This window comes from Xenorhabdus doucetiae (assembly GCF_000968195.1).
GTDB classification, from domain to species: Bacteria; Pseudomonadota; Gammaproteobacteria; order Enterobacterales; family Enterobacteriaceae; genus Xenorhabdus; species Xenorhabdus doucetiae.
On record NZ_FO704550.1, the window covers coordinates 428,703 to 443,055 of the forward strand.

At 44.9% G+C, this 14,353-nt stretch carries 20 protein-coding genes; 10 read left to right on the forward strand and 10 right to left on the reverse strand.

Annotated features, from left to right (window positions below; genetic code table 11):
• The first annotated feature begins 1 nt into the window (after position 1).
• Positions 2–349, forward strand: a complete 348-nt coding sequence (locus XDD1_RS02135) for a gamma-glutamylcyclotransferase family protein (protein ID WP_045968279.1) — start codon at positions 2–4, stop codon at positions 347–349.
• A gap of 81 nt (positions 350–430) precedes the next feature.
• On the opposite strand, the gene ppa is transcribed toward XDD1_RS02135, so the two are convergent.
• Entirely contained in the window at positions 431–961 is a 531-nt protein-coding gene (ppa, locus tag XDD1_RS02140; RefSeq protein ID WP_045968281.1) for an inorganic diphosphatase, read from the reverse strand.
• Positions 962–1,126: 165 nt separating this feature from the next.
• Positions 1,127–2,131 carry a class 1 fructose-bisphosphatase gene (gene fbp, locus XDD1_RS02145; protein WP_045968283.1) on the reverse strand — a complete coding sequence of 335 codons (1,005 nt, stop codon included), beginning with the start codon at positions 2,129–2,131 and terminating at the stop codon, positions 1,127–1,129.
• Positions 2,132–2,310: 179 nt separating this feature from the next.
• On the opposite strand from fbp, the gene mpl reads away from it, so the two are divergent.
• Complete coding sequence (mpl, locus tag XDD1_RS02150; RefSeq protein ID WP_045968285.1) at positions 2,311–3,681, forward strand: UDP-N-acetylmuramate:L-alanyl-gamma-D-glutamyl-meso-diaminopimelate ligase; 1,371 nt, start codon at positions 2,311–2,313, stop codon at positions 3,679–3,681.
• A gap of 121 nt (positions 3,682–3,802) precedes the next feature.
• Here mpl and argR read toward each other — a convergent pair whose 3' ends face one another.
• Together argR and XDD1_RS19320 are read right to left on the reverse strand one after the other, a co-directional pair.
• Positions 3,803–4,273: a transcriptional regulator ArgR gene (gene argR / locus XDD1_RS02155; protein ID WP_045968287.1), complete on the reverse strand. Its 471-nt coding sequence runs from the start codon at positions 4,271–4,273 to the stop codon at positions 3,803–3,805.
• A 59-nt stretch (positions 4,274–4,332) separates the two neighbouring features.
• Positions 4,333–4,506: a hypothetical protein gene (locus XDD1_RS19320; protein WP_156979638.1), complete on the reverse strand. Its 174-nt coding sequence runs from the start codon at positions 4,504–4,506 to the stop codon at positions 4,333–4,335.
• A gap of 273 nt (positions 4,507–4,779) precedes the next feature.
• On the opposite strand from XDD1_RS19320, the gene mdh reads away from it, so the two are divergent.
• Complete coding sequence (gene mdh / locus XDD1_RS02160; protein ID WP_045968289.1) at positions 4,780–5,718, forward strand: malate dehydrogenase; 939 nt, start codon at positions 4,780–4,782, stop codon at positions 5,716–5,718.
• Positions 5,719–5,828: 110 nt separating this feature from the next.
• On the opposite strand, the gene XDD1_RS02165 is transcribed toward mdh, so the two are convergent.
• Positions 5,829–6,095 (reverse strand): helix-turn-helix domain-containing protein, encoded by a 267-nt coding sequence (locus XDD1_RS02165; protein ID WP_045968291.1) that lies wholly within the window; start codon positions 6,093–6,095, stop codon positions 5,829–5,831.
• Between the two features lie 187 nt (positions 6,096–6,282).
• Between XDD1_RS02165 and XDD1_RS02170 the strand changes: the two genes are divergently transcribed.
• Positions 6,283–6,630, forward strand: a complete 348-nt coding sequence (locus tag XDD1_RS02170) for a DNA-binding protein (protein WP_045968293.1) — start codon at positions 6,283–6,285, stop codon at positions 6,628–6,630.
• Between the two features lie 75 nt (positions 6,631–6,705).
• Positions 6,706–7,086, forward strand: a complete 381-nt coding sequence (locus XDD1_RS02175) for a DNA-binding protein (RefSeq protein ID WP_045968295.1) — start codon at positions 6,706–6,708, stop codon at positions 7,084–7,086.
• A 27-nt stretch (positions 7,087–7,113) separates the two neighbouring features.
• On the opposite strand, the gene ispB is transcribed toward XDD1_RS02175, so the two are convergent.
• Positions 7,114–8,085, reverse strand: a complete 972-nt coding sequence (ispB, locus tag XDD1_RS02180; protein ID WP_045968297.1) for an octaprenyl diphosphate synthase — start codon at positions 8,083–8,085, stop codon at positions 7,114–7,116.
• A gap of 251 nt (positions 8,086–8,336) precedes the next feature.
• Here ispB and rplU point away from each other — a divergent pair, with 251 nt between their 5' ends.
• The 3 genes from rplU (at position 8,337) to cgtA (ending at position 10,219) form a co-directional block, all read left to right on the forward strand.
• Positions 8,337–8,645, forward strand: coding sequence for a 50S ribosomal protein L21 (gene rplU / locus XDD1_RS02185; protein WP_045968299.1), 309 nt, complete (start codon positions 8,337–8,339; stop codon positions 8,643–8,645).
• Positions 8,646–8,665: 20 nt separating this feature from the next.
• Positions 8,666–8,923 carry a 50S ribosomal protein L27 gene (gene rpmA / locus XDD1_RS02190; protein ID WP_015836118.1) on the forward strand — a complete coding sequence of 86 codons (258 nt, stop codon included), beginning with the start codon at positions 8,666–8,668 and terminating at the stop codon, positions 8,921–8,923.
• Positions 8,924–9,052: 129 nt separating this feature from the next.
• Entirely contained in the window at positions 9,053–10,219 is a 1,167-nt protein-coding gene (cgtA, locus tag XDD1_RS02195; RefSeq protein ID WP_045968301.1) for an Obg family GTPase CgtA, read from the forward strand.
• A 103-nt stretch (positions 10,220–10,322) separates the two neighbouring features.
• Here the strand turns inward: cgtA and XDD1_RS02200 are convergent, their stop codons facing one another.
• The 3 genes from XDD1_RS02200 to dacB all read right to left on the reverse strand — a co-directional run bounded on the left by XDD1_RS02200 (position 10,323) and on the right by dacB (position 12,408).
• Positions 10,323–10,607, reverse strand: coding sequence for a type II toxin-antitoxin system RelE/ParE family toxin (locus XDD1_RS02200; protein WP_045968303.1), 285 nt, complete (start codon positions 10,605–10,607; stop codon positions 10,323–10,325).
• Positions 10,600–10,842: a type II toxin-antitoxin system ParD family antitoxin gene (locus tag XDD1_RS02205; protein ID WP_045968305.1), complete on the reverse strand. Its 243-nt coding sequence runs from the start codon at positions 10,840–10,842 to the stop codon at positions 10,600–10,602. The genes XDD1_RS02200 and XDD1_RS02205 overlap by 8 nt, the downstream gene beginning before the upstream one ends.
• Positions 10,843–10,947: 105 nt before the next feature.
• On the reverse strand, positions 10,948–12,408 hold the full coding sequence (gene dacB / locus XDD1_RS02210; protein ID WP_045968307.1) for a serine-type D-Ala-D-Ala carboxypeptidase: 1,461 nt from the start codon (positions 12,406–12,408) through the stop codon (positions 10,948–10,950).
• 277 nt (positions 12,409–12,685) lie between these two features.
• On the opposite strand from dacB, the gene greA reads away from it, so the two are divergent.
• Positions 12,686–13,162, forward strand: a complete 477-nt coding sequence (greA, locus tag XDD1_RS02215) for a transcription elongation factor GreA (protein WP_045968309.1) — start codon at positions 12,686–12,688, stop codon at positions 13,160–13,162.
• A gap of 91 nt (positions 13,163–13,253) precedes the next feature.
• Here greA and yhbY read toward each other — a convergent pair whose 3' ends face one another.
• A complete protein-coding gene (yhbY, locus tag XDD1_RS02220; RefSeq protein WP_045968311.1) occupies positions 13,254–13,547 on the reverse strand; it encodes a ribosome assembly RNA-binding protein YhbY in 294 nt (97 codons plus the stop codon).
• 134 nt (positions 13,548–13,681) lie between these two features.
• On the opposite strand from yhbY, the gene rlmE reads away from it, so the two are divergent.
• Entirely contained in the window at positions 13,682–14,311 is a 630-nt protein-coding gene (gene rlmE / locus XDD1_RS02225; protein ID WP_045968313.1) for a 23S rRNA (uridine(2552)-2'-O)-methyltransferase RlmE, read from the forward strand.
• Positions 14,312–14,353 lie beyond the last annotated feature (42 nt).

The window sequence follows — 14,353 nt, forward strand, 5'->3', positions numbered from 1 at the left end:
GATGCGAGTTATTGTTTATGGTAGCCTGAGGCGAAAACAAGGCAATCACCACTGGATGACGGATGCCCAATTGTTGGGAGAACACAGCTTAGAAGGTTATGAAATTTATGATCTGGGGCACTATCCGGCGGTTATCCGTGGCGAAGGAACAATCGAATGTGAAGTTTATCGTATTACGCCATCCATCCTGACAGAATTGGATGAGTTGAAAAAAAACTCTCAGGAGTACGAAAGGGAACTGATTGAGACACCTTATGGTAAGGCGTGGATCTACTTGTATCAATTATCTGTTGAGGGGTTACAGAGGATAACCAGTGGTGACTGGCTGAAACGCCACGAAAAAGAGTAAGTATTAGACGATTAACAAAAACCTCTGTCCCAGTTATGGGCAGAGGTTTTGGGAATTAAGATCCGCAATTACTGACCAGAATTATTTTTTGGCAGCGCGTTCGAAAGAAGACAGGATCTCAGCTTTAGCGGCTTCAACATTGTCCCAGCCATCAACTTTAACCCACTTGCCTTTTTCCAGATCTTTATAGTGCTCGAAGAAGTGGGTGATTTGGGCACGCAGCAGTTCTGGCAGATCGTTCACATCTTTGATGTGATCGTATTCCTTGCTCAGTTTGGTATGAGGCACAGCGACCAATTTTGCATCTTCGCCGGATTCGTCGGTCATTTTCAGGACACCCACCGGGCGGCAGCGAATGACAGAACCCGGTTGTAATGGGTAGGGCGTAGGCACTAATACGTCAACCGGGTCACCGTCGAGAGACAGGGTATTGTTGATGTAGCCGTAGTTACATGGGTAGAACATCGCCGTTGACATGAAACGGTCTACAAACAGGGCACCCGACTCTTTGTCTACTTCATATTTAATAGGATCTGCGTTCGCTGGGATCTCAATGATGACATAAATATCTTCAGGCAGCTCTTTGCCAGCCGGTACATTATTTAAGCTCATAAAACGGTTTCCTTCAATTTCAAACCAAAATGGAGTGCCGGGTATTATAGCCAAAACAGGCCGAAATTCCTCGGATTTTTCGGTGGTGGCGCAGGCTTAGGAGCATAATAAAAAAGCGCAGATCCACTGATGACCTAATTCTAATTTATGGTTTAATCAAGCCGCTTATTCATCAGGATATTCCGCCATAAAACTTTCTGCTTTTTCTACCATAGATTTTGTGCCGACAAAGAAAGGGACGCGTTGGTGCAGTTTATTTGGCACGATATCCAGAATCCGGTTTGCGCCATCGCTGGCTTTACCACCGGCTTGTTCCGCCAGGAATGCGATGGGATTGCATTCATAAAGCAAGCGAAGTTTTCCGGTTGGATGATTTGCCGTACTTGGGTAGATATAGATGCCACCTTTTAACAGATTGCGGTGAAAATCAGCCACCAGAGAACCAATATAACGGGTCGTATAAGGGCGCTGGGTGGCTTCGTCTTGCTCCTGGCAATATTTGATGTATTTTTTCACACCCAGTGGGAACTTGATGTAGTTCCCTTCGTTGATAGAGTACATATTGCCCTTTGCTGGGAATTGGACTTTCTCGTGGGTCAGACAGAATACACCAAGGGAAGGATCATAAGTAAACGTATGGACACCACAGCCTGTCGTGTAAACCAGCATGGTGGATGAACCATAAACCACATAACCTGCTGCCACCTGACGATGACCCGGTTGCAGGAAATCCTCTTCGGTGACAGGTTGACCCATCGGGGTAATTCGATGGTAAATCGAGAAAATAGTCCCGACGGAAACGTTTACATCAATATTCGAAGAACCATCCAGTGGGTCCATCAAAACAACATACTTCGCATTTTCTGCTCGGTCGCCATCAAAAATCACGATCTCGTCTTCCTCTTCGGAAGCAATACCTGCCACTTCGCCGCGGGCTTTCAGTGCTGCCTTGAGTTTTTCATTGGCATATAAGTCCAGTTTCATCTGAACTTCACCCTGAACATTAGAGGCGCCACTTGTGCCTAAAATATCCACCAGACCAGCTTTATTGATATCCCTATGGATAATTTTGGCACCTAACTTGATGGCAGACAGCAGTGCAGTCAGTTCACCTGTTGCATGGGGAAAATCTTGCTGCTTTTCGACGATAAATTCGCCTAATGTTTTCATGATGAGGGCCTTGAATTTGATTGTGGTTTAGGGAGAGTGCTTTACTTTTGTTTTGCATGTGCTGCACTTATGCGCAGGCAGTTTAGCCAAAGAATCCAATGATTCATAGGCTATTGCACTTCTAATCTCTGATTTGATGGTTAAAATAGTGATACAGTTCATGATATCAGGTAGAAATAATGCGTATTCATATTCTTGGCATTTGCGGTACTTTCATGGGTGGGCTGGCGATCCTCGCTCGCACACAGGGGCATGAAGTCACTGGCTCTGATGCCAATGTCTATCCACCCATGAGCACTTTGCTGGAGCAACAGGGCATTGAGCTGATCCAAGGATACGATCCGGCACAGCTCGATCCTGCCCCAGATATGGTGATCATTGGTAATGCCATGACACGCGGCAATCCTTGTGTGGAAGCTGTGCTGGATCGTGGCATCCCTTATACCTCCGGTCCGCAATGGCTGCATGATCATGTCTTGCCGGAACGTTGGGTATTGGCTGTCGCGGGCACCCACGGCAAAACAACTACGGCGGGAATGTTGGCCTGGATTTTGGAAGACTGTGGCTATAAACCCGGATTCCTGATCGGTGGTGTACCGGGGAATTTTGAAGTTTCAGCGCAAATGGGTGAAAGCCCGTTTTTTGTGATTGAAGCGGATGAATACGACTGTGCCTTTTTTGATAAGCGTTCGAAATTTGTCCACTACAGCCCTCGCACACTGATCATGAACAACCTTGAATTTGATCATGCTGATATTTTCGAAAATTTGGGCGCTATTCAAAAACAGTTCCACCATCTCGTCAGGGTTGTGCCGAGTACAGGTAAGATCATCGTTCCTGATAATGATATTAACTTGAAACAAGTGCTCTCGATGGGGTGCTGGAGTGAGTTGGAACCGATCGGAGAAAGCGGTCAGTGGCAGGCGAAGAAAACCAGTCAGGACAGCAGTCACTATCACGTATTCCATCAGGGGGAACAGGTTGGGGAAGTGCAGTGGTCATTAGTCGGTGAACACAATATGCATAATGGTTTGATGGCGATTGCGGCAGCCCAGCATATTGGTGTTCAACCTGCGGAGGCTTGTCAGGCACTGGGCAAATTTATTAATGCCCGTCGCCGCCTTGAATTGCGTGGCGAAGTCAATGGTATCTCGGTGTATGATGATTTTGCCCATCATCCAACAGCCATCTTAGCCACAATGGAAGCGCTGAGAAGCAAAGTGGGTGGCATGGCTCGCATTCTTGCCGTGCTGGAACCTCGTTCGAATACCATGAAAATGGGGATGGGCAAAAATGAGATTGCCCCTTCTCTGGGACGTGCTGATGAAGTTTTTCTCTATCAGCCAACTAATATTCCGTGGCAAGTGGTTGAAATTGCTGAACAGTGTGTTCAACCTGCTCGTTGGAGTGCAGATATGGATACTTTGGTTAAGATGATTGTCGAAACAGCACAGCCGGGTGACCATATTCTGATTATGAGCAACGGGGGATTTGGTGGCATTCACGAGAAGCTACTGGCAGCATTGACGAAAAAAGCAACCGCGGCTTAATTCATTATAATATGCTCAATAATAAGGGGATCGCGCCCATTGGACGATCCTCTTTTTATTTCCTGTTATCATGTGCTGTGCACATAGCTTGATTGGATTGACATACGGCAGACCTGCAAAATTAAAGCTCTTGTTCAAACAGGTTGAGAATGGCTTCGTAGAGTTGTTTTGTCGAAAAGTTTTGGGCTGGGGTAGAAAAAATGGTGTCATCGCCTGCAATGCTGCCAAGAATGCCTTCTGCTTTCCCCAATGAATCTAATAAGCGTGCAATTAATTGTGCTGCACCAGGGCTGGTTCGTATGACGACAACACAATGATTATAATCGACATCTAATACCAGATTTTTTAATGGGCTGGTGGCAGTGGGAACGCCCAATTCTGCGGGTAAGCAGTAGACCATTTCCATCTTTGCATTACGGGTTCGGACTGCACCAAATTTCGTCAGCATTCTGGAAACTTTAGATTGGTTGATATTTTCAAACCCCTCGTCCTGAAGCGCTGAAACAATTTCACCTTGAGAGCTGAATTTTTCTTCTTTCAATAATGCCTTGAAAGTTTTTACCAAATCTTCCTGTTTCGAAGGAACACGCATATTTCACCATCGTTGAATCCGTTATCAGGTTGACATTATGCGAAAGAGTGAATTTTTATTCAAGAAAGAGACGAATATAGTCTGGCGCTGAATATCATTTTATTTCTGCTTATTTTCTTTTTACCCGCTTTTTTACCCGCTTTTCTTTTTGCCAACTTAAATAGATTTTCATAATAGTGAGTGTTTGCAATCTTGTCCTGCGCGCCGTGCGGGTCAAGATTGACTCCTGTCATTTTGAAACGCTATTTAAGCAGGGTAAATGTGTTGTTAATTAAATGGTGTTGTTTAGTGTGAAGGGGAAGAGTAAGGTAATCAGCCAATTGATGAGGAAGACAACTGAAATAATTCTCAGAAAAGTGCCCATTATCTCATTAACAGATAAGCATTTTGTCTAAAATAAAGTAACTTTGGTGTTCCATCATCAGGTCATTAGGTGGATAATCTGGCTGTTAACAGATTGTTTTTAATACGTAGTGATTACAGTACTTAATTTAAGGAGTATCAGGATGAAAGTTGCAGTTCTCGGTGCAGCCGGTGGTATTGGTCAGGCACTTGCCCTTCTACTTAAGACCCAGCTTCCTTCAGGTTCAGAACTTTCCTTGTATGACATTGCTCCGGTGACCCCAGGCGTGGCAGCCGATCTGAGCCATATCCCAACGGAAGTCAAGGTCACTGGTTTTGCTGGTGAAGATGCAACCCCTGCACTGGTCGGTGCAGATGTCGTATTGATTTCTGCGGGTGTGGCGCGTAAACCTGGTATGGATCGTTCCGATTTGTTCAACATTAATGCCGGTATCGTGCGTAATCTGGTTCAGCAGGTTGCTAAAACTTGTCCAAAAGCATTAATTGGCATTATTACTAACCCAGTCAATACCACGGTAGCCATTGCTGCTGAAGTCCTGAAAAAAGAAGGGGTGTACGATAAAAACCGCCTGTTTGGTGTAACTACCTTGGATGTCATTCGTTCCAACACCTTTGTGGCTGAATTGAAAGGCAAGAAAGCAGAAGAAATAGAAGTTCCTGTTATTGGCGGGCATTCCGGTGTGACCATTCTGCCTCTGTTGTCTCAAATCCCCGGTGTTAGCTTCACTGATGAAGAAATTGAAGCATTGACCAAGCGTATCCAGAATGCAGGTACTGAAGTTGTTGAAGCAAAAGCGGGTGGCGGCTCTGCAACCCTGTCTATGGGGCAGGCAGCGGCACGTTTGGGCTTGTCTCTGATCCGTGGCTTGCAAGGTGAAAGCAATATTGTTGAGTGCAGCTATATTGAAGGTGATGGCAAATACGCTCGTTTCTTTGCGCAGCCTGTTCGTTTAGGTAAAAACGGTATCGAAGAACGTTTAGATATTGGCAAATTGAGTGACTTCGAACAAAAGGCACTCGATAACATGCTGGATGTTTTGAAAAACGATATTGAATTGGGTGAAAATTTTATTAACGGATAATTCATTTATTAATGATTTATTAATATACGAATTAAGCTAAATATATTAGATAACTAAAACCGCTAGTTAGAAATAACTAGCGGTTTTTCTTTCAATAATAATATTGATAGCTAATTATTCTTTTTCTCTCTAACTTTCCTTTCTAATAGTTCTCCTGTACGGGGATCGAAATAACGACTTGGCCATATTTCAGACGGATGCAGTTCTAAGTAATTCGCTATTATCCATTCTCCCTTGGGCCACGGGCGAGAAAGTGTATTCGCCAAAGTTGATGAGCTGAGCCCCGCCTCACGGGAAACGGCGGCTAACGTCGTTCCTCGTTTACGTAAAGCAGCAATAATATCAGCAGGATGCCAATCCGATTTCATAGAAATCATTTTTTTAATCCTTTTCTATTAAATTTGAAGCCACATTAGTGGTATAACTAAAGCGTTAATGTGAAATTAATAACGAACACGAACCTGTTATTAAGAAAATAAAATAACATTATTTTTTCTAAAAATATTTCTAATTTTTTCTTAATAACGTCTTTTTTGAACTTGGTTACAAAAATAGAGAAACATTATGAAAAAAGAGTGGTATACGGCAATGGAGTTGACCGGTGTAGGTGAGTTACCTAGATCACCACAAGGAGTTAATGCCAGGGCAAAACGTGAAGAGTGGTTGAGGCAAAAACGGGCGGGTGTTCAAGGAAGGGCCATTGAATACCATTACTCTTGTTTGCCTAAATCAACTTTAACGGCTTTGGAACTACATGAAACATCAGCGGAATATCAGGTTCAGAAACAAGATCCTCTCTCTATTTGGGTAAGTGCATTTAATTTACTCACCGAGGAAGAAAAGGAGGTAATTACCGAAGTGATATTACGTGATGGCATAAGAAGTTTTTTGGAAAAAATCACAGCTACTTGAGACAGCTTTTGAAAAGCCAAATGCTTAAAATTTGGCTTTCTCTTCACTGCTCCAGTATCAAGCGAGGAGAAAGAGATGAAAAAAGATTGGTATTCTGCAAAGGAGCTCATCGGCCTCGCAGGGCTGCCATCGTCTCCCCAAGGGGTCAATCTGATGGCAAGACGCGAGGGCTGGGAACAACGCCGTAAGCGTGGAGTACAAGGAAAAGCGCTCGAATATAATGTCAACAGTTTACCCGAAGAAGTTCTGAATCTACTGACTGTGAGTGAAAGTTCAGTCGAGTACTACCGGAATAAGCGGCAGGACCCCTTTATGATCTGGGTGGAGGCTTATTACCAGTTGAGCAAATCCGAAAGAGAGCGCATGGTTAAGTTCATTTTGAGAAAAGGGCTGGCCAGCCTTGTTCAATATGTCGGTATTCAAGATATTGATAATAAAGAGAGTGCCCCAGATTGAGTGATCTGGGACACTGATTGATTCAGTTCAGGAAAGTCGCTGTACGGCGACATGAGCCAATCCCTCAAGGGCCGCCTTGTATGGAGAATCTTCCAGTATTTGCAATGCTGAAATGGCCTTATCAGCTTCTTCTTCTGCCCGTTGGCGGGTGTAGTTAAGTGAACCACACTGTTTCATTGTTGCCAGTACAGTATCCAGCAAATGGCGGCCATTACCTTGCTCAATGGCACTGCGGATCAGAGCGGATTGTTCCGGCGTTCCGCGGGTCATGGCGTGCAAAAGGGGTAATGTGGGTTTGCCTTCATTCAGGTCATCCCCCGTATTCTTGCCGAGTGTGCTGTTATCTGAGTCATAATCCAACAGATCGTCAATTAATTGAAATGCGGTCCCCAGATAACGGCCATAATCACGCAGTGCGGCTTCTTGCTCAGGCGTGGCGTTGGCGAGAATGGCGGCTGAGTGGGCAGCGACTTCAAACAGGCGGGCGGTTTTGCTGTAAATGACCTGCATATAGTCATCTTCTGAAATATCCGGATCATTACAGTTCATCAACTGCATGACTTCGCCTTCAGCAATGACATTGGTAGCGTCAGACATCAATTTTAATACGCGCATGGAATCAAGATCGGTCATCATTTGAAATGAACGCGTATAGATAAAATCGCCGACAAGGACACTGGCAGCGTTGCCATAAATGGCGTTGGCTGTCTCTTTTCCCCGGCGCATATCAGATTCATCAACGACATCATCATGCAGCAAGGTTGCCGTATGGATAAATTCAATCAAAGCAGCAACTTTGATGTGTTTTTCGCTTGCACAATGAAGGGCTTTACCTGCCAGTACGGCAATCATTGGGCGAATGCGCTTGCCACCACCGCTGATAATGTAGTAACCAAGTTGGTTGATCAGCGCAACGTCAGAATTTAATTGGTTAAGAATGGTTTCATTAACCGCTGCCATATCATCAGCGGTAAGTTTAATTATCGATTCTAAATTCATGTTTTGGCTTTGGACTCTGATTCAGAGCTGTGCTCATTAATTAGCATATCAATAGATATCAAGATATATCGATTGTACTTGAAAAACCGTTCAAATAAATGACAATTGAAAAACTCTGTTTTTTTCTCATCTGTTCTAATTCTGCACTTGTCTTCTAGGCGGTTTTTGCGTAGAATTCGCGCCCTATTGTGAATATTTTATAGCGCGCTCTGGAAAGCATTTTTAGGGGGTGCGCGGAAAGCGGAGTTTATATGTACGCAGTTTTCCAAAGTGGTGGTAAACAACACCGAGTAAGCGAAGGCCAAACAATTCGCTTGGAAAAGCTGGACATCGCAACAGGTGAAACTGTTGAGTTTGACCAGGTACTGATGGTCGCTAATGGCGAAGACATCAAAATCGGCGCTCCAGTAGTTGAAGGCGTTAAAGTTAAAGCTGAAGTTGTTGCGCACGGTCGTGGCGAGAAAGTTAAAATCGTTAAGTTTCGTCGTCGTAAACACAGCCGTAAGCAGCAGGGCCACCGTCAGTGGTTCACTGATGTTAAAATCACTGGCATCGCTTAAGATTTTAGGAGAGCAGATTAATGGCACACAAAAAGGCTGGCGGCTCGACTCGTAACGGTCGCGATTCTGAAAGCAAACGTCTGGGTGTAAAACGTTTTGGTGGTGAGTCTGTTTTGGCAGGCAGCATCATCGTTCGTCAACGTGGTACTAAGTTCCACGCAGGCAGCAACGTAGGTTGTGGCCGTGACCACACCCTGTTCGCATTAGCTGACGGGAAAGTTAAGTTCGAAGTTAAAGGTCCAAAAAACCGTAAATTTATCAGCATCGAAGCTGAATAAGTTTTTTGACTCTTAATCGAATAGAAGCCCTGCAATGTGTGTTGCGGGGCTTTTTATATTCTGGATTACGCCATCTCTGGGTACTAGCTGCCATCCAGTTTTACAGTGGCTATCCTACGGAGAAAAGTGATGAAATTTGTAGATGAAGCCAGGATTCTGGTTGTCGCGGGAGATGGTGGCAATGGTTGCGTCAGCTTCCGCCGTGAGAAATATATTCCCAAAGGTGGGCCGGACGGCGGCGATGGTGGTGATGGTGGTGATGTCTACCTGCTGGCAGATGAAAACCTCAATACGCTGATTGATTACCGTTTTGAAAAATCCTTCCGCGCTGAACGTGGTCAAAATGGACAAAGCCGCGATTGTACCGGTAAACGTGGTCAGGACATTACCATCAAGGTTCCGGTCGGAACTCGTGTGCGTGATGTTGCCACGGGAGAAGTGCTTGGGGACATGCTGCGCCATGAACAACGTTTTATGGTGGCTAAAGGCGGTTTCCACGGCCTTGGCAATACCCGCTTTAAATCTTCGGTGAACCGCGCCCCTCGTCAAAGGACGATGGGAACGCCTGGAGAAAGCCGTGAGCTGATGTTGGAACTGATGCTACTGGCTGATGTGGGAATGTTGGGTATGCCAAATGCAGGCAAATCCACCTTTATTCGCGCGGTATCGGCAGCAAAACCCAAAGTGGCTGATTATCCTTTTACAACGCTGGTGCCAAGCCTTGGTGTTGTGCGCATGGATAACGAGCAAAGTTTTGTCGTTGCAGATATCCCAGGTTTGATTGAAGGTGCATCAGAAGGTGCGGGATTGGGTATTCGTTTCTTGAAGCATTTGGAACGTTGCCGCGTATTGCTGCATTTGATTGATCTCTGCCCAATTGATGAATCCGATCCGGTTGAAAACGCTCGTATCATCATCAAAGAGCTACACAAATACAGTGAAAAACTGGCAGAAAAACCGCGCTGGTTGGTATTTAATAAAGTCGATCTTACGGATCCGGAAGAAGCGAAACAGCGGGCAAAAGCCATTGCTGATGAGCTGGGTTGGGAAGGCGATTATTACATGATCTCAGCCGTGAACCGTCAGGGTGTGAAAGAGCTGTGCTGGGACATTATGGAATTCATGAAGACCCAGCCTCGTAGTATGGAAACGTCAGAAGAATCTCAACCTGAAAAAGTTGAATTCATGTGGGATGACTACCATAAGGAACAGTTGCAGCAAGCATCTGATGACGATTGGGATGATGACTGGGACGAAGAAGATGACGAAGGCGTAGAGTTTATCTATAAGCACTAATCTTCAATAGACATTCGAATATCACAAAAGGGCGCTAAGTACAGCGCCCCTTTTCCTTTTCGACCAAGTTCTTCTTAAGAACATGCAGCGTCTGGATGCCTGTTTAAAGGAGATGCTGGGGGTGATTCATTTGCTGGTGAAGAATACGAGCAATTAGAATATCGGTATCACGGATAGTATAGAAAATGGTGTGGCGCTGGAACTCAATTCGCATCACTCCGGGGATAACGGGATATTCCCGACCGATATAAGGCATTCCGGCCAATGTTTCCAGAAACGCTTCCAGCATCCCCGTGTAGTGGTCGGCCTGAGCCGTACCAAGCTGTAAAAGGGTATAATCATAAATTCCGGCAAAATCTTCTGCCGCCCTTTCAGTGAGCTTATACATTGTGCTTACGCTTCCGTTGTTCAGCAATATCCCGTAGGGTTAACGAACTTTCCCCACTTTCAAGGCCATCTATCACTGCCTTGCGAATAGCATCGTTTTGATTCTCCTGCTGCTCCAACAGACGTAGTGCAGAGCGCATAACTTCACTGATCGAACCGTAACGGCCACTCTCAACCATGCGCTGTACAAAACCGTCAAGCTGTTCGCTCATACTGACAGAAGTAATTTTTCTCATATCGCATACCTGTATTAATAGTTAATACAATAAGCATATCACAACCAGGCAGATCAGGTCACATCATCATTGACGATAGCTATTGTCGAGACAAAACCGAACCCGTTAGTGGTTTTGATATAACGACTTATACAAATCGTGTTCAAAACGCGATAACGGAACCCGGCGGCTACGCTGATCTTGCGGCGGAACAGAGTAGGCAGAGACAAACTGGACAAAAGCAATTTGTTGCCCACTGGCGGCAGTCATAAATCCTGCCAGGTTATAAACGCCTTGTAATGATCCTGTTTTGGCAAAAACTTTACCATCAAGCCCCGCTTCATGCAGACCGGGACGATAAGCCAACGTGCCATCATATCCCGCTTTGGGTAACATCGAGATGAAGTCCAGTTCATCATTATGCTGGGCGATAAATTGCAATATCTCCATCATGGTTGCGGGGGCGATCAAATTGTGGCGTGAAAGGCCAGAACCATCCACCATGACGGTATTACCTAAGTCAATACCGGCTTTCTGTTTCAGAATCTGGCGAACGGCATCGGAACCTGCCCGCCATGTACCCGGAACGTTGAAATAACGATGGCCGAGGGTACGAAAGAGAGTATCGGCAATCATGTTATCTGATTTTTTCAACATGATTGTGAGCATATTCATTAATGGTACAGATTGATTGACGGCGCGGATCTTTTCTGGTGGTTGGGGAATAGATTGGCGCCGTATATGGCCTTTTAGCTCGATGCCCGCAGTATTCAGTTCATTTTTTAGGATCTTGCCAACATAACTCGCCCCATTTTGGATGGCAAACGCCAAGGGGAGTGGTTCATTGCGTTGTGTCAGGCAACCTGTCAGGGTATATCGATTCAGGTCAGCCGATGTCACATCAAGTTCACAATACTTCGCTTCGGGCGATCCCTTCGCCAATGTTTTGACTTCACTCAATACGTCGACAGGATAAAAAGAGGGCACACGAACAACAGCCAGTTCTCCAGGTTGTTCTGAGCTGTAAAGTGACACAGAAAAGCAGTTCTTATCCACGATGGCGGCTGATGGAGGGGCACTGAAACACTGGGTCATATCGTTCCATACCCAGCCAGGGGCTTTATCATGGCTGGCGAAAATCGAAACATCGATCACAAGGTCGCCGGCAATCTGTTTGATACCCGATTGTTTTAAGGTCTCGACCATATTGCGCAGTTGTGAACGTGTCAGCATGGGATCGCCGACAAAGCGAGCCGTTAGATTACCTTCTAATACGCCATCTACAATATTGGCATCACTTTCCAAGGTTGTTATAAAACGGTAATCCTTACCAAGCTGCAATAGCGCTGCCAATGCTGCCACGATTTTCTGCGTACTTGCCGGTAACGCCATTTGTTGCCCGTGATAATCAACTAAGGGATTTTTTGAGCCAACAACTTGGGCAATAAACGAAAAATCAGTTCCCGCAGGCAAATATTGGGCACTTTTCTCAATCGAAGAGACATTGGAAGAGGCATTCGCACTGAAAATACTCAGAATCAAACTGAGCATACAAGCTATTCTGCTGGTAATTTTTAAAAGAGCCATAGATCTCGCATATGAAAGTGGGTATATCCCAAGAATATTTGTATTAATCATACTAAGGTGTCATTGAAAGGCAAAGTAAACGATGATCCATCAGCAACTCTACGTTAGAATGATAGATTGGCAGGTAAATAGGCATGTGGACTTCAGATTGTGCTGAGTGACACTTCTTTTATTAATTATCTGTAAGCCCGCCTGATAGGGTGTGCTCATTGTGCTGTTATTACAAAAATCAGGAATGATGTTGTTTGGGCTTAGGATTGATTTAGAGGTTTAATAAATGAAACAAATTCCGATGACGGTACGTGGCGCGGATAAATTGCGCGAAGAATTAGAATATTTGAAAAATGTACGTCGCCCGCAAATTATTGCTTCAATCGCTGAGGCGCGTGAGCACGGTGATTTGAAAGAAAACGCGGAATATCATGCCGCCCGTGAGCAGCAGGGCTTCTGTGAAGGCCGTATTCAGGAAATTGAGGCTAAACTTTCCAATGCACAGGTGATTGATGTTACGAAAGTGACCAACAATGGCCGGGTGATTTTTGGGGCAACGGTAACAGTACTGAACGTGGATTCTGACGAAGAGCAGACCTACCGTATCGTCGGTGATGATGAAGCCAATATTAAAGAAAATCTTCTTTCAGTGAATTCACCGATTGCCCGTGGCCTGATTGGCAAAGAAGTGGATGATGTGGTTGTGATTACGACGCCTGGCGGTCAAGTGGAATACGAAGTTTTGAACGTGGATTATCTCTAAAACACCATGATCAAAAGAAAAAGGCCAGTTGTTGGCCTTTTTTATCATAACAAATACATCAATATGGCACTTTTGTATAAATATGCCGTGATTATTTAGGTAGACTAATTTTGCGTTCTGCTGATGGACGGTAGAGAACTAACATTTTTCCAATGATTTGCACATTATGTGCACCTGTTTCACGAACAATCGCTTCAGCGATCAAAGTTTTTATTTCGCGGTCTTCGCCCGCAACTTTGACTTTGATAAGCTCGTGATGTGAAAGAGTCTGTTCGATTTCAGCCAATACGCCTTCGGTCAGCCCATTGTTGCCGATCATCACGACAGGCTTTAATGAATGAGCGAGGCTTTTCAGGTATTGGACTTGTTTCTTGTTAAGAGTCATCGTTTTTTTGCTTAGTTGGGATTGAAAACGATATATTCTACCGCCATCTCATATCTATCACCATAAAAGTGTGGTGTGGTTTGATAAGAGAGCGCAAAAAATAAGGCGTTCTATTAGTAGAGTTGGAAAGAACAATGGCCAATAAAAAACGTTCAGCAAGCTCAAGTCGCTGGTTACAGGAACATTTTAGTGATAAATATGTTCTTCAGGCGCAGAAAAAAGGGCTTCGCTCTCGCGCTTGGTTTAAACTTGATGAGATACAGCAAAGCGACAAAATCTTTAAACCGGGCATGACCGTTGTTGATTTAGGCGCTGCTCCGGGTGGGTGGTCTCAATACGTAGTGAGTCAGATTGGCAATAATGGGCGAGTTATCGCTTGTGATCTTTTGCCAATGGACCCGATAGTTGGCGTCGATTTCCTGCAAGGCGACTTTCGCGATGAACTTGTATTGAAAACATTACTTGAGAGAGTTGGTGATAATAAAGTCCAGGTCGTCATGTCGGATATGGCTCCTAATATGAGTGGAACCCCCGCGGTCGATATTCCCCGATCCATGTATCTGGTTGAGTTAGCGTTGGATATGTGTCGTGATGTGCTGGCCCCTGGGGGCAGTTTTATTGTCAAAGTGTTTCAGGGAGAGGGCTTTGATGAATACCTGAGGGAAATACGCTCCCTTTTTGCGAAGGTAAAAATTCGTAAACCAGAAGCTTCGCGGGCACGATCACGTGAAGTATACATTGTAGCGACAGGGCGGAAAGTGTAGTACCCTGACTACTATTTGTTAACACAGTTGTAATATGAGGTT

Bases quoted from the DNA above. Each gene is read 5' to 3' on its own strand.
- XDD1_RS02135 (WP_045968279.1), top strand. From the start codon at position 2: ATGCGAGTTATTGTTTATGGTAGCCTGAGGCGAAAACAAGGCAATCAC.
- ppa (WP_045968281.1), bottom strand. From the start codon at position 961: ATGAGCTTAAATAATGTACCGGCTGGCAAAGAGCTGCCTGAAGATATT.
- fbp (WP_045968283.1), bottom strand. From the start codon at position 2,131: ATGAAAACATTAGGCGAATTTATCGTCGAAAAGCAGCAAGATTTTCCC.
- mpl (WP_045968285.1), top strand. From the start codon at position 2,311: ATGCGTATTCATATTCTTGGCATTTGCGGTACTTTCATGGGTGGGCTG.
- argR (WP_045968287.1), bottom strand. From the start codon at position 4,273: ATGCGTGTTCCTTCGAAACAGGAAGATTTGGTAAAAACTTTCAAGGCA.
- XDD1_RS19320 (WP_156979638.1), bottom strand. From the start codon at position 4,506: ATGACAGGAGTCAATCTTGACCCGCACGGCGCGCAGGACAAGATTGCA.
- mdh (WP_045968289.1), top strand. From the start codon at position 4,780: ATGAAAGTTGCAGTTCTCGGTGCAGCCGGTGGTATTGGTCAGGCACTT.
- XDD1_RS02165 (WP_045968291.1), bottom strand. From the start codon at position 6,095: ATGATTTCTATGAAATCGGATTGGCATCCTGCTGATATTATTGCTGCT.
- XDD1_RS02170 (WP_045968293.1), top strand. From the start codon at position 6,283: ATGAAAAAAGAGTGGTATACGGCAATGGAGTTGACCGGTGTAGGTGAG.
- XDD1_RS02175 (WP_045968295.1), top strand. From the start codon at position 6,706: ATGAAAAAAGATTGGTATTCTGCAAAGGAGCTCATCGGCCTCGCAGGG.
- ispB (WP_045968297.1), bottom strand. From the start codon at position 8,085: ATGAATTTAGAATCGATAATTAAACTTACCGCTGATGATATGGCAGCG.
- rplU (WP_045968299.1), top strand. From the start codon at position 8,337: ATGTACGCAGTTTTCCAAAGTGGTGGTAAACAACACCGAGTAAGCGAA.
- rpmA (WP_015836118.1), top strand. From the start codon at position 8,666: ATGGCACACAAAAAGGCTGGCGGCTCGACTCGTAACGGTCGCGATTCT.
- cgtA (WP_045968301.1), top strand. From the start codon at position 9,053: ATGAAATTTGTAGATGAAGCCAGGATTCTGGTTGTCGCGGGAGATGGT.
- XDD1_RS02200 (WP_045968303.1), bottom strand. From the start codon at position 10,607: ATGTATAAGCTCACTGAAAGGGCGGCAGAAGATTTTGCCGGAATTTAT.
- XDD1_RS02205 (WP_045968305.1), bottom strand. From the start codon at position 10,842: ATGAGAAAAATTACTTCTGTCAGTATGAGCGAACAGCTTGACGGTTTT.
- dacB (WP_045968307.1), bottom strand. From the start codon at position 12,408: ATGGCTCTTTTAAAAATTACCAGCAGAATAGCTTGTATGCTCAGTTTG.
- greA (WP_045968309.1), top strand. From the start codon at position 12,686: ATGAAACAAATTCCGATGACGGTACGTGGCGCGGATAAATTGCGCGAA.
- yhbY (WP_045968311.1), bottom strand. From the start codon at position 13,547: ATGACTCTTAACAAGAAACAAGTCCAATACCTGAAAAGCCTCGCTCAT.
- rlmE (WP_045968313.1), top strand. From the start codon at position 13,682: ATGGCCAATAAAAAACGTTCAGCAAGCTCAAGTCGCTGGTTACAGGAA.